The sequence below is a fragment of the Pseudomonas sp. G7(2022) genome (assembly GCF_052660475.1).
This window is the reverse complement of record NZ_CP109659.1, coordinates 363,400-381,434: the sequence shown is the minus strand read 5'-3', so window position 1 is coordinate 381,434 and position 18,035 is coordinate 363,400. Positions and strand designations below refer to the sequence as shown.

The window sequence follows — 18,035 nt, the reverse complement described above, 5'->3', positions numbered from 1 at the left end:
GCGGTGTCGGGGGGCCGGTGACGCAGGCCACAGGCAAACAGCCCCGGGCACTTAGCTCGGTCGATAAACGCGCACATTGGCATGCCCCTCACTGAGCAAATGGTGAGCATGCAGGCGACTCATCACGCCTTTGTCGCAATACAGCAGGTACTGGCGAGTAGGGTCCAGTTCCTTGAAACGTGCGTTCACTGCATAGAACGGCATCGTCTGTACTTCTATGCCCTCGAGCTCCAGCGGCTCATCCTCGGCGGCATCCGGGTGACGGATGTCGATGACGATCTGGCCGGCCAGTGCCTCGCTGACTTCTTCGATTTGCAAATCCTGGCCCAATTCGTCGATCACCCGATCAATCGGCACCAGTCTGGCGTTTGCGAGCGCACGCTCGAGCACCGCCATGTCGAATTCCTGCTCTTCGTGCTCAACGCGACCACGCTTGGCGGCTGTCTTCGGATTGACCGAAATGACCCCGCAGTACTCCGGCATGTGCCGGGCGAAATCGGCGGTGCCGATCTCGTTGGCCGTGTCGATGATATCTTGCTTGTGGGCGACGATCAGTGGACGCAGGACCAGCTTATCGGTCACGCAGTCAATCACCGACAGGTTCGGCAGCGTCTGGCTCGACACCTGGGAGATCGCCTCGCCGGTGACCAGCGCATCAATATGCAGGCGCTCGGCGATGGCCGAGGAGGCGCGCAACATCATACGCTTCAATACGACGCCCATATGACTGTTATCGACCTTGCCGAGAATTTCGCCCAGCACTTCTTCGAACGGAACACTGACAAATAGCACGCGTTGCGAGCTGCCGTACTTCTTCCAGATGAAATGCGCGACTTCCATTACGCCCAATTCGTGGGCACGACCGCCCAGATTGAAGAAGCAGAAGTGCGCCATCAGACCGCGACGCATGATCTGGTAGGCCGCAACCGTCGAGTCGAAGCCGCCGGACATCAATACCAGCGTCTGCTCCAGCGCACCGAGCGGGTAGCCGCCGATGCCATTGTGCTGGCTGTGGATGACAAACAACCGTTTGTCGCGAACCTCGATGCGGACTTCGATTTCCGGCGCTTTCAGGTCGATACCGGCGGCACCGCACTCACGGCGCAGCTTGCTGCCGACGTATTTTTCGACGTCCATCGAGCTGAAGGCATGCTTGCCCGCACGCTTGCAGCGCACCGAGAAAATCTTCCCGGCCAGTGCATCGCCATAGTGCTGTTTGCACTTCTCGGTGATGTCGTCGAAGTCACCCAGCGGGTACTCGTCGATCTGCAGAAAGTGCGCGATGCCCGGCATGCAGGTCAGGCGTTCGCCCATCTCTTTCAGGGCCTTGGGATCGGTCACGCGGGTTTCCAGCTCGAGATTGTCCCACACACCGTTCACCACCACGGCCGGGTCCAGGTCGCGGAGCACGGTGCGGATGTTCTTGGCCAGCTGGCGGATGAATTTCGTCCGGACAGGTCGGCTTTTGATGGTGATCTCGGGGAAGACTTTTACGATTAGTTTCATGAAAACAGCGCGCGCTGGGCCAGCCGAAAAAGGGGGGCGCGGATTATAGCGGAAATTGCTCAAGGTTTAACCAGTTAATGTGCAGAAGGTTTTGCATGCACCAAAACGGGTCATTTTCGACTTATAGCGCTACATTAGAGGGCGAGATTTTCTCTCTTTCTGCGCTTTGCACCTTTATAAGCGTGAATTTGGGGCAAAAAACCCATGCTGGGGCACTGGCATGCAATTTGCTCCCTTGTGAGGCAGGTTGCCTTGGCAGAGTATTCGCGCCGGCATCACCAACATTTAAGGGCATCCACTACCAGCCCTAAGCCACCCGGAGGACACTATGTCGAAGTCGGTTCAACTCATCAAAGATCATGACGTCAAGTGGATTGATCTGCGCTTCACGGACACCAAAGGCACTCAGCACCACGTGACCATGCCGGCTCGCGATGCGCTGGAAGACGACTTCTTCGAAGTTGGCAAGATGTTCGACGGTTCCTCCATCGCTGGCTGGAAAGGCATCGAAGCCTCCGACATGATCCTGCTGCCGGACGACGAAACTGCCGTTCTGGACCCGTTCACCGAAGAGCCGACCCTGATCCTGGTTTGCGACATCATCGAACCTTCGACCATGCAAGGTTACGATCGCGACCCGCGCGCCATTGCCCACCGCGCCGAGGAATACCTGAAGACCACCGGTATCGGTGACACCGTATTCGCCGGTCCAGAGCCTGAGTTCTTCATCTTCGACGAAGTGAAGTTCAAGTCCGACATCTCCGGCTCGATGTTCAAGATCTACTCCGAGCAAGGCTCGTGGATGTCCGATCAGGACGTGGAAGGCGGCAACAAGGGCCACCGTCCAGGTATCAAGGGCGGCTACTTCCCGGTTCCGCCGTTCGACCACGACCACGAAATCCGTACCGCCATGTGCAACGCACTGGAAGAGATGGGTCAGACCGTTGAAGTTCACCACCACGAAGTGGCGACTGCCGGTCAGAACGAAATTGGTGTCAAGTTCAACACCCTGGTGAAGAAAGCTGACGAAGTTCAGACTCTGAAATACGTTGTACACAACGTTGCTGACGCTTACGGCCGCACCGCGACCTTCATGCCGAAGCCACTGTACGGCGACAACGGCTCGGGCATGCACGTCCACATGTCCATCGCCAAAGACGGCAAGAACACCTTCGCTGGCGAAGGCTATGCCGGCCTGTCCGAAACCGCCCTGTACTTCATCGGCGGTATCATCAAGCACGGTAAGGCCCTGAACGGCTTCACCAACCCGGCCACCAACTCCTACAAGCGTCTGGTGCCAGGTTTCGAAGCTCCGGTGATGCTGGCCTACTCGGCTCGCAACCGTTCCGCCTCGATCCGTATTCCTTACGTCAACAGCCCACGCGGCCGTCGTATCGAAGCACGTTTCCCGGATCCGGCTGCCAACCCGTACCTGGCTTTCGCAGCACTGCTGATGGCCGGCCTGGACGGTATCCAGAACAAGATCCACCCAGGCGATGCTGCTGACAAAAACCTGTACGACCTGCCGCCTGAAGAGGCGAAAGAGATCCCGCAAGTTTGCGGCAGCCTGAAAGAAGCCCTGGAAGAGCTGGACAAGGGCCGTGCGTTCCTGACCAAGGGCGGCGTATTCTCCGACGACTTCATCGATGCCTACATCGCGCTGAAATCCGAAGAAGAAATCAAGGTCCGCACCTTCGTACACCCACTGGAATATGAGCTGTACTACAGCTGCTGATCCGGTAGCGCTGCGCTACGCGGCATGACAAAAGAGAGGCCTCCTTCGGGAGGCCTTTTTTTTGAGGTTATTTCCGACAACATCAATCCAGAAATCCGAAAGCAACTGACACATCGTCCGGCATCAATCCCTTTGAGCGGCCCGTAGCTTTCCTCCTTACGGCCACTTGAGGAATACAACGATGAAGCAATGTCTTATCCAGATTCTGCTTGCCACTCTGGCAACTCTGACCCTGCAAGGCTGTGCCTCGCCACAGGAATCAAGACAGATAGAGCGCAATCTGTTGCTCGAAAGCACCACGTCGTGGGATGGGACCTCCTATTCAAACTACCCCGACGCCAAACCCGAACTGTCGGTGCTCCGGCTCAGTATTCCTGCCAACACACAGCTCCAGTGGCACACTCACCCTATTCCCAACGCTGCCTACATTCTCTCCGGCGAACTGACTATCGAAAGCAGGGACGATGGCCGCAGCAAACGTTTTAAACAGGGAGAAGCCGTCGCTGAAATGGTGAACCGCAGTCATCGCGGGATCACTGGAGACAAACCTGTGGAGCTGGTTGTGTTCTATGCTGGCGGCGAGGGTATTCCATTGTCGGAGTGATATCCGCTACTCACAGGACGTCCGAATGCGGCCATTGCTGCCAATTCTGTTGCTGGCTTGCGCGTACGACGCGTCAGCGCAGATCTACAAATACACCGACGCCAACGGCAACACGGTCTACAGCGATCACTCGCCGGACGGCGTGAAGGCGCAGCCGGTGGAGTTGCCGCCGCTCAACAGCGTCCAGCCTCAGGCACCGAGCGCGCCGTCGTCGGACACGGCCAGCCGGGCGCCTGCGCGCAATGCCTATGACGTGCTGGAACTGACCGGCCTGCCCACCGAAGAGGCCCTGCGCGCCAACAACGGCACGTTCACCGTCAGCGTGCAGATCAAGCCGCGCCTGCAACCGCCGCACCAACTGCGCCTGCTGCTGGACGACGCGCCTTATGGCCAGCCGAGCAACGTGCCGATCCTGCAACTGGTGAACGTCGACCGGGGTGAGCATCGGCTGGCGGTTCAGGTGATCGATGGCGAGGCGATCATTCAACAGAGTCCGGCAGTGGTCTTCACTGTGCAGCGAGTGCACAAGCCGTGACTCGCGGACTGATCGCTGCGTGTCTGGCCCTGTTCGCGCTCGGTGCGTCCGCCGAAGTCTTCACTTATGTCGATGCGCAGGGCAATCGCGTCTACACCGATCAACCCCGAGGCAACGCCAAGCGTGTGCCGCTGGCCACCAGCAATCGCATGGCCTCCAACCCGACCGGGGCGGCGCCCATCACCACGGCCAAAAAATCACCGGAGCAACCGCTGTTCCGCTACGACATGCTGCGGGTGCTGGTACCCGAGCCGGACGCCACCATTCGCAGCAGCGCCGGCGAGCTGATCGTCAGCGTCACCAGCGAACCCGGCCTGCAAAAGGGACATCGCTATCGCCTGCTGCTGGATGGCCAGGCCACCGGCGAACCCGGCCTGAGCCCGGTGTTTCCACTGAACAATATCGATCGCGGCAGTCACAGTCTGTCAGTAGAGATCCTCGATGCACAGGATCGCATCGTCGAACGAACGGCCAATCAACCGTTCCACATGCAGCGCATTTCGCTGGCACAAAAGCGCCAGGTCAAACCCTGCACCACCGATGACTACGGCGTTCGACCGGAATGCCCGCTGAAAGACAAACCCGCCGAACCGAAAAATCCCTTCCTGCGTTTCTTTTAGCGCCGTTCAGCTTTGCGCACTATATTGGTGCAACAGTCTGCACCGTACCCACAATCCAACCCATTTTGGTTCGAAAGTACCCGCGAGGGCCGGCCAATCGCTGCGCAAACGGGCGTCAAACGCCTGTTTCAGGCGCCGAACGCTTCTTTTCGGAGCCTTGGTTTGGTTTTTGCATTTTCCTCGCACCGGCGCTTGGTTTCTTGCGCACGCCTTGCTCCAAAAGAGGTCCTGATGACCATAAGCGACGCACTCCACCGTTTGCTGCTCGACAACCTGACCACCGCCACCATCCTGCTCGATGCCGAATTGCGCCTCGAGTACATGAACCCGGCGGCGGAGATGCTGCTGGCCATCAGTGGTCAGCGCAGCCATGGGCAGTTCATCAGCGAGCTGTTTACCGAATCCACCGAAGCGCTCAACTCGTTGCGCCAGGCGGTTGAACAGGCGCACCCGTTCACCAAGCGTGAAGCGATGCTCACCGCCCTCACCGGCCAGACCCTGACGGTGGATTACGCGGTGACGCCCATCCTCAGCAATGGCGCGACCCTGCTGTTGCTGGAGGTTCACCCTCGCGACCGCCTGCTGCGGATCACCAAGGAAGAGGCGCAACTGTCCAAGCAGGAAACCAGCAAGATGCTGGTGCGCGGCCTCGCCCACGAGATCAAGAACCCGCTGGGCGGCATCCGTGGCGCCGCGCAATTGCTGGCCCGGGAGCTACCGGAAGACAGCCTGCGCGACTACACCAACGTGATCATCGAAGAAGCCGACCGCCTGCGCAATCTGGTCGACCGCATGCTCGGCTCGAACAAACTGCCGTCGCTGGCCCTGTGCAACGTCCACGAAGTGCTGGAGCGCGTCTGCCAACTGGTCGAGGCCGAAAGCCAGGGCTGCATCACGCTGGTGCGCGATTACGACCCGAGTATTCCCGACGTACTGATCGACCGTGAACAAATGATTCAGGCCGTGCTGAACATCGTGCGCAACGCCATGCAAGCGATCAGCAGCCAGAACGAGCTGCGCCTGGGCCGCATCAGCCTGCGCACCCGCGCCATGCGCCAATTCACCATCGGCCATATCCGCCATCGCCTGGTGACCAAGATCGAGATCATCGACAACGGCCCGGGGATTCCGGCGGAACTCCAGGAAACCATTTTCTTTCCCATGGTCAGCGGCCGTCCGGACGGTACCGGACTCGGCCTGGCCATCACCCAGAACATCATCAGCCAGCACCAGGGCCTGATCGAGTGTGACAGCCACCCAGGCCACACCACGTTCTCGATCTTTCTGCCACTGGAACAAGGAGCCACATCGACATGAGCCGTAGTGAAACCGTGTGGATCGTCGATGACGACCGTTCTATCCGTTGGGTTCTGGAAAAAGCCCTGCAACAGGAAGGCATGACCACCCAGAGCTTCGACAGTGCCGATGGCGTGATGAGCCGCCTGGCCCGCCAGCAGCCGGACGTGATCATCTCCGACATCCGCATGCCGGGTGCCAGTGGCCTGGATCTTCTGGCGCGGATTCGCGAGCAACACCCACGACTGCCGGTCATCATCATGACCGCTCACTCCGATCTGGACAGCGCTGTCGCCTCCTATCAGGGCGGTGCCTTCGAATACCTGCCAAAACCGTTCGATGTCGACGAAGCGGTGTCGCTGGTCAAACGCGCCAATCAGCACGCCCAGGAACAACAGGGCCTGGAAGTCGCGCCAACCCTGACCCGCACCCCGGAAATCATCGGCGAAGCACCGGCGATGCAGGAAGTGTTTCGCGCCATCGGACGCCTGAGCCACTCCAACATCACCGTATTGATCAACGGCGAATCCGGCACCGGCAAAGAGCTGGTAGCCCATGCCCTGCACCGCCACAGCCCGCGTGCGGCCTCCCCGTTCATTGCGCTGAACATGGCGGCGATTCCGAAAGACCTGATGGAGTCCGAGCTGTTCGGCCACGAGAAAGGCGCGTTCACCGGCGCAGCGAACCTTCGTCGCGGACGTTTCGAGCAAGCTGACGGCGGCACGCTGTTCCTCGATGAAATCGGCGACATGCCGGCGGACACCCAGACCCGGCTGCTGCGGGTATTGGCCGATGGCGAGTTCTATCGCGTCGGCGGGCATGTGCCGGTCAAGGTTGATGTGCGGATCATCGCCGCGACTCACCAGAATCTGGAAACCCTGGTCCACGCCGGGAAATTCCGTGAGGACTTGTTCCACCGCCTCAACGTGATCCGCATCCACATCCCGCGCCTGTCGGACCGTCGCGAAGACATCCCGACCCTGGCCAAGCACTTCCTCAGCCGCGCCGCGCAAGAGCTGGCGGTCGAGCCGAAGCTGCTGAAAAGCGAGACCGAGGAATACCTGAAAAACCTGCCGTGGCCGGGCAACGTGCGTCAGCTGGAAAACACTTGCCGCTGGATCACGGTGATGGCGTCGGGGCGCGAAGTTCACATCGGCGACCTGCCACCGGAACTGCTGAGCCTGCCTCAGGATTCAGCGCCGGTGACCAACTGGGAACAGGCGCTGCGCCAGTGGGCCGATCAGGCGCTCGCACGCGGTCAGTCGAGCCTGCTCGACAGCGCGGTGCCGGCGTTCGAGCGGATCATGATCGAGACCGCCTTGAAGCACACCGCCGGACGTCGTCGCGACGCGGCCGTGCTGCTGGGCTGGGGCCGGAACACCTTGACCCGCAAGATCAAGGAACTTGGCATGAAGGTCGATGGCGGGGATGACGATGAGGGCGATGAAGGCTGAGCTTCGGCGCCAGCCTGCACCGCCGCAAGGCAGCGTGACCCTTAATCGGGCACGGCCACTGGCTCAGGTTTGTCCTGTAAACCGCTGAAAATCCCACCCTGTGAAAAGACGAAGGCCCCGTATTACGGGGCCTTCGTCATTGTGTCGGGCTTTTTTGTTTCAAAACGATAAAAACTGGCACGCCCCCTGCAATAACCCAATCAGGTGATTCGATTCACCCACCCTTTCGGGGGCCTTGGTACAGGCAGGCCGGGGATTCCCCTCTTTACACCAGGCTCACACCACAAACGTGATGAGCCCACCCTTTTGGGGCCCTTGATACAGGCAGGTCAGGGGTTCCCTCTTTACACCGGCTCAGAACGCGATGCGATGAGCCCGCCCGTTTCGGGAACCTTGGTACAGGCAGGCCGGGGATTCCCTCTTTTATTGCTCCCGGAGATGGATCTCCAGCCGCCAGCGGTCATCGACCGCCTGGCCGGCCCAGTCGCCCTGCAGCGGCCGCGCCGCCACCAGCGTCAGCAACAATCCCCCGTCACTCAAACGCGTCCGCCAGTTCACGTCCTTGCCGTTGAGCTTGAGCTGACCTTTCTGCGCCTTGCCTTCGGCCTCGAACAGCAACGCGATGCTGCCATCGACGATCTCGCCATGCAGCTTCGGCTCATTGTTGAACCAGACCGCCAGACCACCCTCGATCACTTCGACCTGCTGCAAAACGCTTGGGTCGGGGGTGGTCAAACGGCCGATCATCATTCCGACCATCAGGCCGAAAATTGCCAGCGACCCCATGACTCGCGGGAATAGTTTCGAACGCGGGTCGGCTGGCGGCGTAGAATGCGCGTCATCTTTACCTTCGGAGCCGTGCATGTTTCACGTCATCCTTTTTCAACCGGAAATTCCACCGAACACCGGTAACGTTATCAGGCTGTGCGCCAACAGCGGCTGCCACCTGCATTTGATCGAACCGCTGGGCTTCGAGATGGACGACAAGCGGCTGCGTCGCGCCGGTCTCGACTATCACGAGTATGCCACTCTGCAACGCCACGCCGACCTCGCCAGTTGCCTGGAAAGCCTCGGCCATCCGCGGCTGTTCGCCTTCACCACCAAGGGTTCGCGGCCGTTTCACGATGCCGCGTTCGTCCCGGGCGATGCGTTCATCTTCGGCCCGGAAAGCCGTGGCCTGCCGCCGGAAGTGCTCGACGCCCTGCCCGCCGAACAGCGCCTGCGTCTGCCGATGCGCGAAGGCTGCCGCAGCTTGAACCTGTCCAACACCGTAGCAGTGGCCGTGTACGAAGCGTGGCGGCAGAACGACTTCAAGTAACACCCGAAAACAACTGTGGGAGCGAGCCTGCTCGCGATAGCGGTGCGTCAGACGACATCGATGTCATCTGACCCTCCGTAATCGCGAGCAGGCTCGCTCCCACATTGGGTGGAGCCAGACCGCTTACTGAACGGTCGGAGTCTCGCCGGCTTCCTGCATGCGCTGCAGCTCTTGCGCGTACAGGGCGTCGAAGTTCACCGGGGCCAGCATCAGGGCCGGGAACGAACCACGGGTCACCAGGCTGTCCAGGGTTTCGCGAGCATACGGGAACAGGATGTTCGGGCAGAACGCACCCAGGGTGTGGCTCATCGAGCCCGCGTCCAGGTTCTTGATCAGGAAGATACCGGCCTGTTGCACTTCAGCGATGAAGGCCACTTCTTCACCGTTTTTCACGGTGACGGACAGGGTCAGCACGACTTCGTAGAAATCACCTTCCAGGGCTTTCTGGCGGGTGTTCAGATCCAGAGCGACCGCCGGATCCCATTGCTGACGGAAAATCGCCGGGCTTTTCGGAGCTTCGAAGGACAGGTCGCGTACATAGATGCGCTGCAAGGAGAATTGCGGTGCGGTTTCTTCTTCGCTGGCTGCAGTGTTCTGTTGGTCAGTCATCTCAGATCCTTTCTGATCTTGGGTCTTTTGGGTTCTTGGTGAGGTGCAGCAGTTCAGGCCTTGAGCAGCGCGTCCAGCTTGCCGGCGCGCTCCAGGGCGTACAAATCGTCACATCCGCCGACGTGGGTGTCGCCGATCCAGATCTGCGGCACGGACGTACGTCCAGCCTTCTGGGCCATGGCGGCGCGCACCTGCGGCTTGCCATCGACCTTGATCTCTTCGAAGGCCACACCTTTTTTCGCGAGCAGGTACTTGGCGCGCGAGCAGTAAGGGCAGTAATCGCTGGAATAGACGATGACGTCGTTCATATCACTTCACCAGTGGCAGGTTGTCGCCTTTCCAGCTGGAGATCCCGCCGGACAGCTTGGCGGCGGTAAAGCCGGATTTCATCAGCTCGCGGGCATGGGTGCCGGCAGTCTGACCCAGGGCGTCGACCAGAATGATGGTCTTGGCCTTGTGTTTTTCCAGCTCGCCGATACGGGCGGCCAGTTTGTCCTGGGGAATGTTCACCGCGCCAACGATGTGACCGGCGGCGTATTCCTTGCTCGGACGGATGTCCACCACCACGCCGGCGTCCTTGTTGACCAGTGCGGTCAGCTCGCCGGTACTCAGGCTTTTACCGCCGCCCTGCACCGTATGCGCCAGCAGCAAAGCCAGCAGTACGACGAAGATACCGACAAGAATGTAGTGGTTAGTGGCAAATTCAATCAGGTGAGCAACCATCGAAGGAGGTTCCAGGGCGTTAAAATGTCGGCCAGTATACACAGCCACTATGGTGGGCCAAACCCCGTCCGGCGGTGACGCCGCCGGAACTTCGCTTTAAACTCCAACTCCCTTTTCCATCGCCCTCTTCTTTATTAGCCACGAGTGGATTCCATGACTACCACGCCTAAACCTTTGGTCCTGATGATTCTCGACGGCTTCGGTCACAGCGACAGCCCCGAATCCAACGCCGTCTATGCGGCCAAAAAGCCTGTGCTGGATCGCCTGTGGGCCACCGTGCCGAACGGCTTGATCTCGGGCAGCGGCATGGACGTCGGTCTGCCGGACGGCCAGATGGGCAACTCCGAAGTCGGCCACATGAACCTCGGCGCCGGGCGCGTGGTGTATCAGGACTTCACGCGTGTGACCAAAGCGATCCGCGACGGCGAGTTCTTCGAGAACCCGACCATCTGCGCCGCCGTGGACAAGGCCGTGGCCGCCGGCAAGGCCGTGCACTTCATGGGCCTGCTGTCGGATGGCGGCGTTCACAGCCATCAGGATCACCTGATCGCCATGGCCGAACTGGCCTTCAAGCGCGGCGCCGAAAAAATCTACCTGCACGCCTTCCTCGACGGCCGTGACACGCCGCCGAAAAGCGCCGCATCGTCGATCGAACTGCTCGACGCGACCTTCCAGGCCCTCGGCAAGGGCCGCATCGCCAGCCTGATCGGCCGCTACTACGCCATGGACCGCGACAACCGTTGGGATCGCGTGGCCCAGGCCTACAACCTGATCGTTGATGGCAAGGGCGAATTCAACGCCGCCACCGCCCAGGAAGGTCTGGAGGCCGCTTACGCCCGTGGCGAGAGCGACGAGTTCGTCAAGGCCACCAGCATCGGTGAGCCGGTGAAGGTCGAAGACGGCGACGCCGTGGTGTTCATGAACTTCCGCGCCGACCGCGCACGCGAGCTGAGCCGCGTGTTTGTCGAAGACGGTTTCAAGGAATTCGAGCGCGCACGCCAGCCAAAAGTGCAGTACGTGGGCCTGACTCAATACGCCGCCAGCATCCCGGCCCCCGCCGCCTTCGCGCCGGGCAGCCTGGAAAACGTGCTCGGCGACTACCTGGCGAAAAACGGCAAGACCCAGCTGCGCATCGCCGAAACCGAAAAATACGCCCACGTGACCTTCTTCTTCTCCGGTGGTCGCGAAGAGCCGTTCCCGGGCGAAGAGCGCATCCTGATCCCGTCGCCGAAAGTCGCCACTTATGACTTGCAGCCGGAAATGAGCGCGCCGGAAGTCACCGACCGCATCGTCGAGGCCATCGAGAACCAGCGCTATGACGTGATCGTGGTCAACTACGCCAACGGCGACATGGTCGGCCACAGCGGCGTGTTCGAAGCGGCAGTGAAAGCCGTTGAATGCCTGGACACCTGCGTCGGCCGGATCGTCGATGCCCTGGAAAAAGTCGGCGGCGAAGCGCTGATCACCGCCGACCACGGCAACGTCGAGCAAATGGCCGACGAAGCCACCGGCCAGGCGCACACCGCGCACACCACCGAGCCGGTGCCGTTCATTTATGTCGGCAAACGCGACCTCAAGGTCCGTGAAGGCGGCGTGCTGGCGGACGTGGCACCGACCATGCTCAAACTGCTGGGTCTGGAAAAACCGGTGGAAATGACTGGCACTTCGATTCTGGTCTGATATCAAAAACGCCCTGTAATCAGCCTGAAACGGCTTTTTATGACGAACGCCTCAAAGCAGTTGGCTTTGAGGCGTTTTTTTTGCCGCGTGGGGCGGGCATACTAGGCCGTCCCTTACCCTGGTACCGCCCGCCCTTATGCTTCGCGTCCTGATCGCCCTCGCTCTGACATGCCTGCTCCAACCGGCCTTCGCTGACGAGCGTGCGCAAACCCAACAACAGTTGGACGCCACGCGTCAGGACATCGCCGAGCTGAAAAAACTGCTGGGCAAGCTCCAGGAGGAAAAATCCGGCGTCCAGAAAGAGCTCAAGGGCACCGAAACCGAGATGGGCAAGCTCGAGAAACAGGTCGACGCCCTGCAAAAAGAGCTGAAGAAGAGTGAATCCGAGCTGCAGCGGCTCGATGCAGAGAAAAAAAAACTCCAGAGCGCGCGCACTGAACAGCAACGACTGATCGCCATCCAGGCCCGCGCGGCCTATCAGAACGGCCGGCAGGAATACCTCAAGCTGCTGCTCAACCAGCAGAATCCCGAGAAATTCGCCCGTACCCTCACCTATTACGACTACCTGAGCCAGGCCCGCCTGGAGCAGCTGAAAAACTTCAACGAAACCCTGCGTCAGCTGGCCAATGTCGAAAAGGACATCTCCTCCCAGCAAGCCCAGTTGCTGGTGCAGAAAAGCGACCTCGACACCCAGCGCGACGCCCTCGAAAAGGTTCGCAAGGAGCGCCAGCAAGTGCTGGCCAGGCTCAACGACGACGTAAAAGCGCGCGACCAGAAACTGGCCGCCCGCGAGCAGGATCAGGCAGACCTGTCTAAAGTCCTTAAAACCATTGAAGAAACCCTGGCCCGCCAGGCCCGTGAGGCAGAAGAAGCGCGGCAGAAAGCGCTCATCGCCCAGCAGGAAGCCGAAAAAAAGCGTTTGCGTGAGGCCCAGGCCCGTGCCGACGCGGACTCGGACACCAGCGACGCCCCGCGAAAACAAGTCAGACCCACACCTGGCGCGCTGGTTTCCAGCAGCGGCGAGACGTTCGGCGGCCCTTTTGCTGCCACCCGGGGAAAACTTCCATGGCCGGTTGATGGTCGACTGCTGGCACGTTTCGGTGAAACCCGTGGCGACGATGCCCGCACCAAGTGGGATGGCGTGATGATCAGCGCCTCCGCCGGCAGCCAGGTGCACGCCGTACATGGCGGGCGCGTGGTGTTTGCCGACTGGTTGCGCGGTGCCGGGCTATTGGTGATCCTCGATCATGGCAATGGTTTTCTGAGTCTTTACGGTCATAACCAGACGCTGCTGAAGTCGGCTGGTGACGTGGTAAAAGCCGGTGAGTCCATCTCCACTGTCGGTAACAGTGGCGGGCAGGACACACCAGCGCTGTATTTCGCAATTCGTCAGCAGGGTCACCCGAGTGATCCGGCGCAATGGTGCCGCGCGCAAGGATAGGCGTTGAGTCACCAACTTTAGGAGTTCGTTCGACATGCTGCATTTGTCCCGTCTTACCTCGCTGGCCCTGACGATCGCCCTGGTGATCGGCGCGCCTCTGGCGTTTGCCGCTCAACCGGCTCCGGCTGTCGCTCCGGCAGGCACTGCCGCGACGTCCAAGGCCCCGCTGCCGCTGGAAGAGCTGCGCACCTTTGCCGAGGTCATGGACCGGATCAAGGCCGCGTATGTCGAACCGGTGGACGACAAGACCCTGCTGGAAAACGCCATCAAGGGCATGCTCAGCAATCTCGACCCGCACTCGGCCTACCTCGGCCCGGAAGACTTCACCGAGCTGCAGGAAAGCACCAGCGGTGAGTTCGGCGGCCTGGGTATCGAAGTCGGCTCGGAAGACGGCTTCATCAAAGTCGTGTCGCCAATCGACGATACGCCAGCATCGAAGGCCGGCATCCAGGCCGGTGACTTCATCGTCAAGATCAATGGCGCGCCGACCCGCGGCCAGACCATGACCGAAGCCGTGGACAAGATGCGCGGCAAGATCGGCCAGAAAATCACCCTGACCCTGGTCCGTGACGGCGGTACGCCGTTCGACGTAACCCTGGCCCGCGCAGTGATCCAGGTGAAGAGCGTCAAGGCGCAATTGCTCGAATCGGGTTATGGCCTGATCCGCATCACCCAGTTCCAGGTCAAGACCGGCGAGGAAGTCTCCAAGGCCCTGGCCAAGCTGCGCAAGGACAACGGCAAGAAGCTCAACGGCATCATCCTCGACTTGCGCAACAATCCGGGCGGCGTGCTGCAGGCAGCGGTGGAAGTGGTCGACCACTTCATCACCAAGGGCCTGATCGTCTACACCAAGGGCCGGATTGCCAACTCCGAACTGCGCTTCTCCGCCACCGGCAAGGACGAAAGCGAAGCCGTGCCGATGGTCGTGCTGATCAACGGGGGCAGTGCCTCGGCCTCGGAAATCGTCGCCGGCGCCCTGCAAGACCAGAAACGCGCCGTGGTCATGGGCACCACCAGTTTCGGCAAGGGTTCGGTGCAGACCGTGCTGCCGCTGAACAACGACCGTGCGCTGAAGATCACCACCGCGTTGTACTTCACGCCGAACGGCCGCTCGATCCAGGCCCAGGGTATCGTCCCGGACATCGAAGTGCGCAAGGCCAAGATTACCAACGAAGCGGACGGCGACTACTTCAAGGAAGCCGACCTGCAGGGTCACCTGGGCAACGGCAACGGCGGCGCGGACAAACCGACCGGCTCCGGCGGCAAGCCGAAAGCCATGCCGCAGGATGACGATTACCAGTTGGCCCAGGCCCTGAGCCTGCTCAAAGGCCTGAGCATCACGTCCGGCCGTTGAGGATGTCTTTGCGTTTCGTCTTTGTCCTGCTGTGCTGTCTGGCGGGTGCTGCTCACGCAGAGCCTGCCAGACCGACACCACAAAAAGCCTACCTGACACTGATCATCGACGACCTGGGGCAGAACCTGCCCCGGGATCGCCGCGTGCTGGCCCTGCCGGGGCCGGTCACCACGGCAATCATGCCCGATACCCCGCACGCCACCGAATTCGCCCGCGAAGCCCATCGTGCCGGCAAGATCGTGATCCTGCACATGCCGATGGACCCGGCCACCGGTCCATTCGCCTGGCATCCCGAACTGCCCATCGAAGAGCTTGAGAAGCGTCTCGACGCCGCGTTCAAAATGGTCCCCTACACCGCCGGCATCAACAACCACATGGGCAGCCGCATGACGGCGCAACCGGTGGCGATGGCTTGGTTGATGGGTGAACTGCAGCGCCGTCACAAGTTCTTCGTCGACAGCCGCACCAGTGCCCAGACCGTCGCTGCGCAACAGGCACAGAAGATCGATCTGGCAAGTGTTTCCCGGGACGTGTTTCTCGATGACGAGCGCACCGAAGCGGCGATCTACACCCAGTTGCAGACCGCAATCAATCTGGCGCGCAAACAGGGTTCGGCGGTAATGATCGGCCATCCTTATCCACAGACCCTGGCCGTGCTGGAGCGAGAACTGCCTAAGTTGAAAGCTCAAGGCATCGAGTGGATCGACATCAAGCAGATGATCAGCGTGCGCAGCAATCGCGCTACGACCGCGCACGGCAAAAACGGTGTCTACCGATAAACGCCCTGATACAACCGCTACACATAGTTATTGCCTGACGACTCGCCCGCGTCTGGATAGTCAGCCCTGCAATGGTTAGCGACTCTTGTGAGTCGCCTTTCAAACTTCAGGACTGACTATGACAGGCATCGACAGCAACACATTACCCGCGCAGCGAATGGAACCGATCCGGTTCGGCAATCTGCTGATCAATTTCACCAGCGAATTCCATCGGATCTGGGACAGCCGAGGCTCCGGCTCCTCGGTTGGAAGCTTTTGGCGCCCGACCCCCGCCCCTGACCTGCTGCCGGGGTACTTCCCGCTTGGGGATCTGGCCGTGACCGGATATGAAAATATCAACGGAAACAGAATCGTGGCCGTCGTCTGTGAAGGTGAGCTGCAAGGTGACGACGCCTCCCGAAGCAAAGCACTCAGCCCGCCCACGGACTATGAAAAAGTCTGGAGGGACTCCAACTCCGGAGCCGCCGCCGACTGCACGGTGTGGCGCCCGATCCCTCCTTCCGGCTACGTGGCCATGGGACTTGTCTGCTCCAATGGTCGCGACAAGCCATTACTCAATGCGATCCGCTGCGTGCGGGAAGATCTGGTCATCGCCACGACCGTCGGCCATTTGATCTGGGACGATAAAGGCAGTGGCGCAAGACAGAACTTCAGCGCCTGGCACATCGATCCTCCGCAGGCAGCCGAAGGCGAAATCTATTTTGCTCCGGGCACATTCTTCGGTGTCCAGAGCCACTCCAGACCTGTGAACTCCATCGCCTATGCGTTGCGAATGCAGATTCCCCGGCAGTCAGTACCGGCACCCGAGGCTCCGAAACTCTCGGGGTATGGAGCGCCCCCGGAACTGGCACCGGCCAAGGTCACACAGACCGTGCGAATTCCGTGGTTCGCGGTAACCGATCATCTGTCTCCTGGCGAGCAATTATCTACCTCCCCGTTCTACCATCTGGAACGCTCGGATCAGTATGTACTGGTGGGACACGGTCACAACACGAGTGATCTGCCACGGCCGTTCAAGTGGAAAGCAATTCGTGCCCAGAACCCGCAGATGCAGCAGATTTTCAGTCGCCTCACCTCTATCGAAGTGTCGAAAGCGTGGCCAGCGATGCCTTCGGGCGCAGGCCGTGCCATCCGCTACTCGGCGCATTTGTACAAGGACTTTACCTACTGCGAGACATCACCCGACGGCTGGAATGAATCCCGCCCACTGGACATCGTCGCCATGGCTGCCAAAAACAAGGCCGTGGCGATCTACCAGGTACAAAGTCTCTATACGTTGAGGCGCACGGACGGCACTCATGTAGCGGTGAGCATGAGTTACACCGATGATGAAAGCCTTTACTTGACCGAGTATCCGCCAGAAACCGACAGCACGCTGACCTTCACTCCGCAATTGGCGACAGAGCCACCTTCAAGCGAAAGCCATTCAGACCGTGACAGCCACGATATCGGTCTCGCCCCACAGCCGACGACAGAGGAAGGAGTCGTTACAAATACTGCCCCATGATCTCGTCGACCACGCCTTCCTTGCGCATCTGATCCAGCTCAGCCTGCAACCGGGCAACGGTTGCATCCGGCACGTCCTTGTTCAGCGCCAGGTACAGCTCGGCGCTGTTGAAGCGAAGCACGGTTTTCAATCCGGTCACGCCATCCTGTCGAGCCAGATAGCGCCCGGCAGGATCACCAGTGGCCCACAGGTCAATCTGGCCGCTGACAAGCTTTCTGGCGTTGTCCTGATCACGCAGCACCACCACCGGCTTCAGCCCCTGTTTGGTCAACGTCTCGGCAATCGCATCGCCTTTGTAGGCGCCGATCTTGTACTTGCGCGCATCATTGAGGGTTTCGAGGGTGATCTTGCTGTCGGCCTTGGCCAGCATGACCCAGTCGTCCGGGCCGATCGGGCCGACCCACTTGAACAGTTTTTCGCGATCCGGCAGCCGCGCCATGACGAACGCACCGTAACCGGGATTCTCCAGCGCCAGCTTGTAGACCCGCTCCCAGGGGAAGCGCAGAGTCAGGCTGTAGGTGATGCCGGCACGTTTGAACATCTCGCGCACGATGTCCGTGGCAATGCCATTGATGTTTTCGTCCTGGGCGAAATTCTTGCCGTTCTTCGCCATGTTGTACGGCGGGAAGTTTTCGGTGAGGAGCACCAGATCGGTGTCGGGACTTTCTTCGGCGTACCCGGTGTTGATCAACAACACGGAGGCACTGGCGAGGACGAGAAGCAGGCGTTTGATCATGTCGGGCTACCGAAATCCATGGCGTGCCCAAGAGTGCCTTGGGTACGCCATGCTGTCCACTGGCCTGTATTGTTTTGGGTCTGCGTGAAAACTCGCCGAGCGGCGATCAGGCAAGGCAAAAACAGGCGAGGAAGCGGA

18 protein-coding genes are annotated in these 18,035 nt (G+C 60.3%); 12 read left to right on the top strand and 6 right to left on the bottom strand.

The features are described 5' to 3' along the window. Positions 1–51: 51 nt before the first annotated feature. The gene (thiI, locus tag NE357_RS01700; protein WP_085712783.1) at positions 52–1,506 is read right to left on the bottom strand and encodes a tRNA uracil 4-sulfurtransferase ThiI; all 1,455 of its coding nucleotides are present in this window, start codon (positions 1,504–1,506) and stop codon (positions 52–54) included. Between the two features lie 328 nt (positions 1,507–1,834). On the opposite strand from thiI, the gene glnA reads away from it, so the two are divergent. The 6 genes from glnA to ntrC all read left to right on the top strand — a co-directional run bounded on the left by glnA (position 1,835) and on the right by ntrC (position 7,750). Next, entirely contained in the window at positions 1,835–3,241 is a 1,407-nt protein-coding gene (glnA, locus tag NE357_RS01695; RefSeq protein ID WP_169428462.1) for a glutamate--ammonia ligase, read from the top strand. Between the two features lie 181 nt (positions 3,242–3,422). Next, on the top strand, positions 3,423–3,845 hold the full coding sequence (locus tag NE357_RS01690) for a cupin domain-containing protein (RefSeq protein ID WP_169428461.1): 423 nt from the start codon (positions 3,423–3,425) through the stop codon (positions 3,843–3,845). A gap of 25 nt (positions 3,846–3,870) precedes the next feature. Continuing rightward, complete coding sequence (locus tag NE357_RS01685) at positions 3,871–4,380, top strand: DUF4124 domain-containing protein (RefSeq protein ID WP_169428460.1); 510 nt, start codon at positions 3,871–3,873, stop codon at positions 4,378–4,380. Further along, positions 4,377–5,000, top strand: coding sequence for a DUF4124 domain-containing protein (locus NE357_RS01680; protein WP_169428459.1), 624 nt, complete (start codon positions 4,377–4,379; stop codon positions 4,998–5,000). Before NE357_RS01685 ends, NE357_RS01680 begins: the two co-directional genes overlap by 4 nt. A gap of 231 nt (positions 5,001–5,231) precedes the next feature. Then, a complete protein-coding gene (glnL, locus tag NE357_RS01675) occupies positions 5,232–6,317 on the top strand; it encodes a nitrogen regulation protein NR(II) (RefSeq protein WP_096821967.1) in 1,086 nt (361 codons plus the stop codon). After that, entirely contained in the window at positions 6,314–7,750 is a 1,437-nt protein-coding gene (ntrC, locus tag NE357_RS01670) for a nitrogen regulation protein NR(I) (protein WP_056852210.1), read from the top strand. The genes glnL and ntrC overlap by 4 nt, the downstream gene beginning before the upstream one ends. 423 nt (positions 7,751–8,173) lie before the next feature. On the opposite strand, the gene NE357_RS01665 is transcribed toward ntrC, so the two are convergent. Then, complete coding sequence (locus tag NE357_RS01665) at positions 8,174–8,614, bottom strand: hypothetical protein (RefSeq protein WP_169428458.1); 441 nt, start codon at positions 8,612–8,614, stop codon at positions 8,174–8,176. On the opposite strand from NE357_RS01665, the gene NE357_RS01660 reads away from it, so the two are divergent. After that, positions 8,613–9,068 (top strand): tRNA (cytidine(34)-2'-O)-methyltransferase, encoded by a 456-nt coding sequence (locus tag NE357_RS01660; RefSeq protein ID WP_041071426.1) that lies wholly within the window; start codon positions 8,613–8,615, stop codon positions 9,066–9,068. The genes NE357_RS01665 and NE357_RS01660 overlap by 2 nt on opposite strands. 123 nt (positions 9,069–9,191) lie before the next feature. On the opposite strand, the gene secB is transcribed toward NE357_RS01660, so the two are convergent. From secB to NE357_RS01645, 3 genes are read right to left on the bottom strand one after another with little or no spacing between them, the layout of a single operon-like run. Continuing rightward, the gene (gene secB, locus NE357_RS01655) at positions 9,192–9,677 is read right to left on the bottom strand and encodes a protein-export chaperone SecB (protein ID WP_169428457.1); all 486 of its coding nucleotides are present in this window, start codon (positions 9,675–9,677) and stop codon (positions 9,192–9,194) included. Positions 9,678–9,730: 53 nt separating this feature from the next. Next, the gene (grxC, locus tag NE357_RS01650) at positions 9,731–9,985 is read right to left on the bottom strand and encodes a glutaredoxin 3 (RefSeq protein ID WP_169428456.1); all 255 of its coding nucleotides are present in this window, start codon (positions 9,983–9,985) and stop codon (positions 9,731–9,733) included. Position 9,986: 1 nt separating this feature from the next. Next, positions 9,987–10,400: a rhodanese-like domain-containing protein gene (locus tag NE357_RS01645; protein WP_169428455.1), complete on the bottom strand. Its 414-nt coding sequence runs from the start codon at positions 10,398–10,400 to the stop codon at positions 9,987–9,989. 153 nt (positions 10,401–10,553) lie between these two features. Here NE357_RS01645 and gpmI point away from each other — a divergent pair, with 153 nt between their 5' ends. From gpmI to NE357_RS01620, 5 genes are all read left to right on the top strand, one after another. Next, on the top strand, positions 10,554–12,080 hold the full coding sequence (gene gpmI / locus NE357_RS01640) for a 2,3-bisphosphoglycerate-independent phosphoglycerate mutase (protein WP_169428454.1): 1,527 nt from the start codon (positions 10,554–10,556) through the stop codon (positions 12,078–12,080). Between the two features lie 136 nt (positions 12,081–12,216). Further along, entirely contained in the window at positions 12,217–13,521 is a 1,305-nt protein-coding gene (locus NE357_RS01635) for a murein hydrolase activator EnvC family protein (RefSeq protein ID WP_169428453.1), read from the top strand. 34 nt (positions 13,522–13,555) lie between these two features. Further along, on the top strand, positions 13,556–14,875 hold the full coding sequence (locus NE357_RS01630) for a S41 family peptidase (RefSeq protein WP_085712771.1): 1,320 nt from the start codon (positions 13,556–13,558) through the stop codon (positions 14,873–14,875). Between the two features lie 2 nt (positions 14,876–14,877). Further along, positions 14,878–15,654, top strand: a complete 777-nt coding sequence (locus NE357_RS01625; protein WP_169428451.1) for a divergent polysaccharide deacetylase family protein — start codon at positions 14,878–14,880, stop codon at positions 15,652–15,654. 118 nt (positions 15,655–15,772) lie between these two features. Continuing rightward, positions 15,773–17,161, top strand: coding sequence for a Vps62-related protein (locus NE357_RS01620; protein WP_169428450.1), 1,389 nt, complete (start codon positions 15,773–15,775; stop codon positions 17,159–17,161). Here the strand turns inward: NE357_RS01620 and NE357_RS01615 are convergent. Beyond that, on the bottom strand, positions 17,142–17,897 hold the full coding sequence (locus tag NE357_RS01615) for a substrate-binding periplasmic protein (RefSeq protein ID WP_169428449.1): 756 nt from the start codon (positions 17,895–17,897) through the stop codon (positions 17,142–17,144). The two genes, NE357_RS01620 and NE357_RS01615, sit on opposite strands and share 20 nt — an antisense overlap. Between the last annotated feature and the right edge of the window lie 138 nt (positions 17,898–18,035).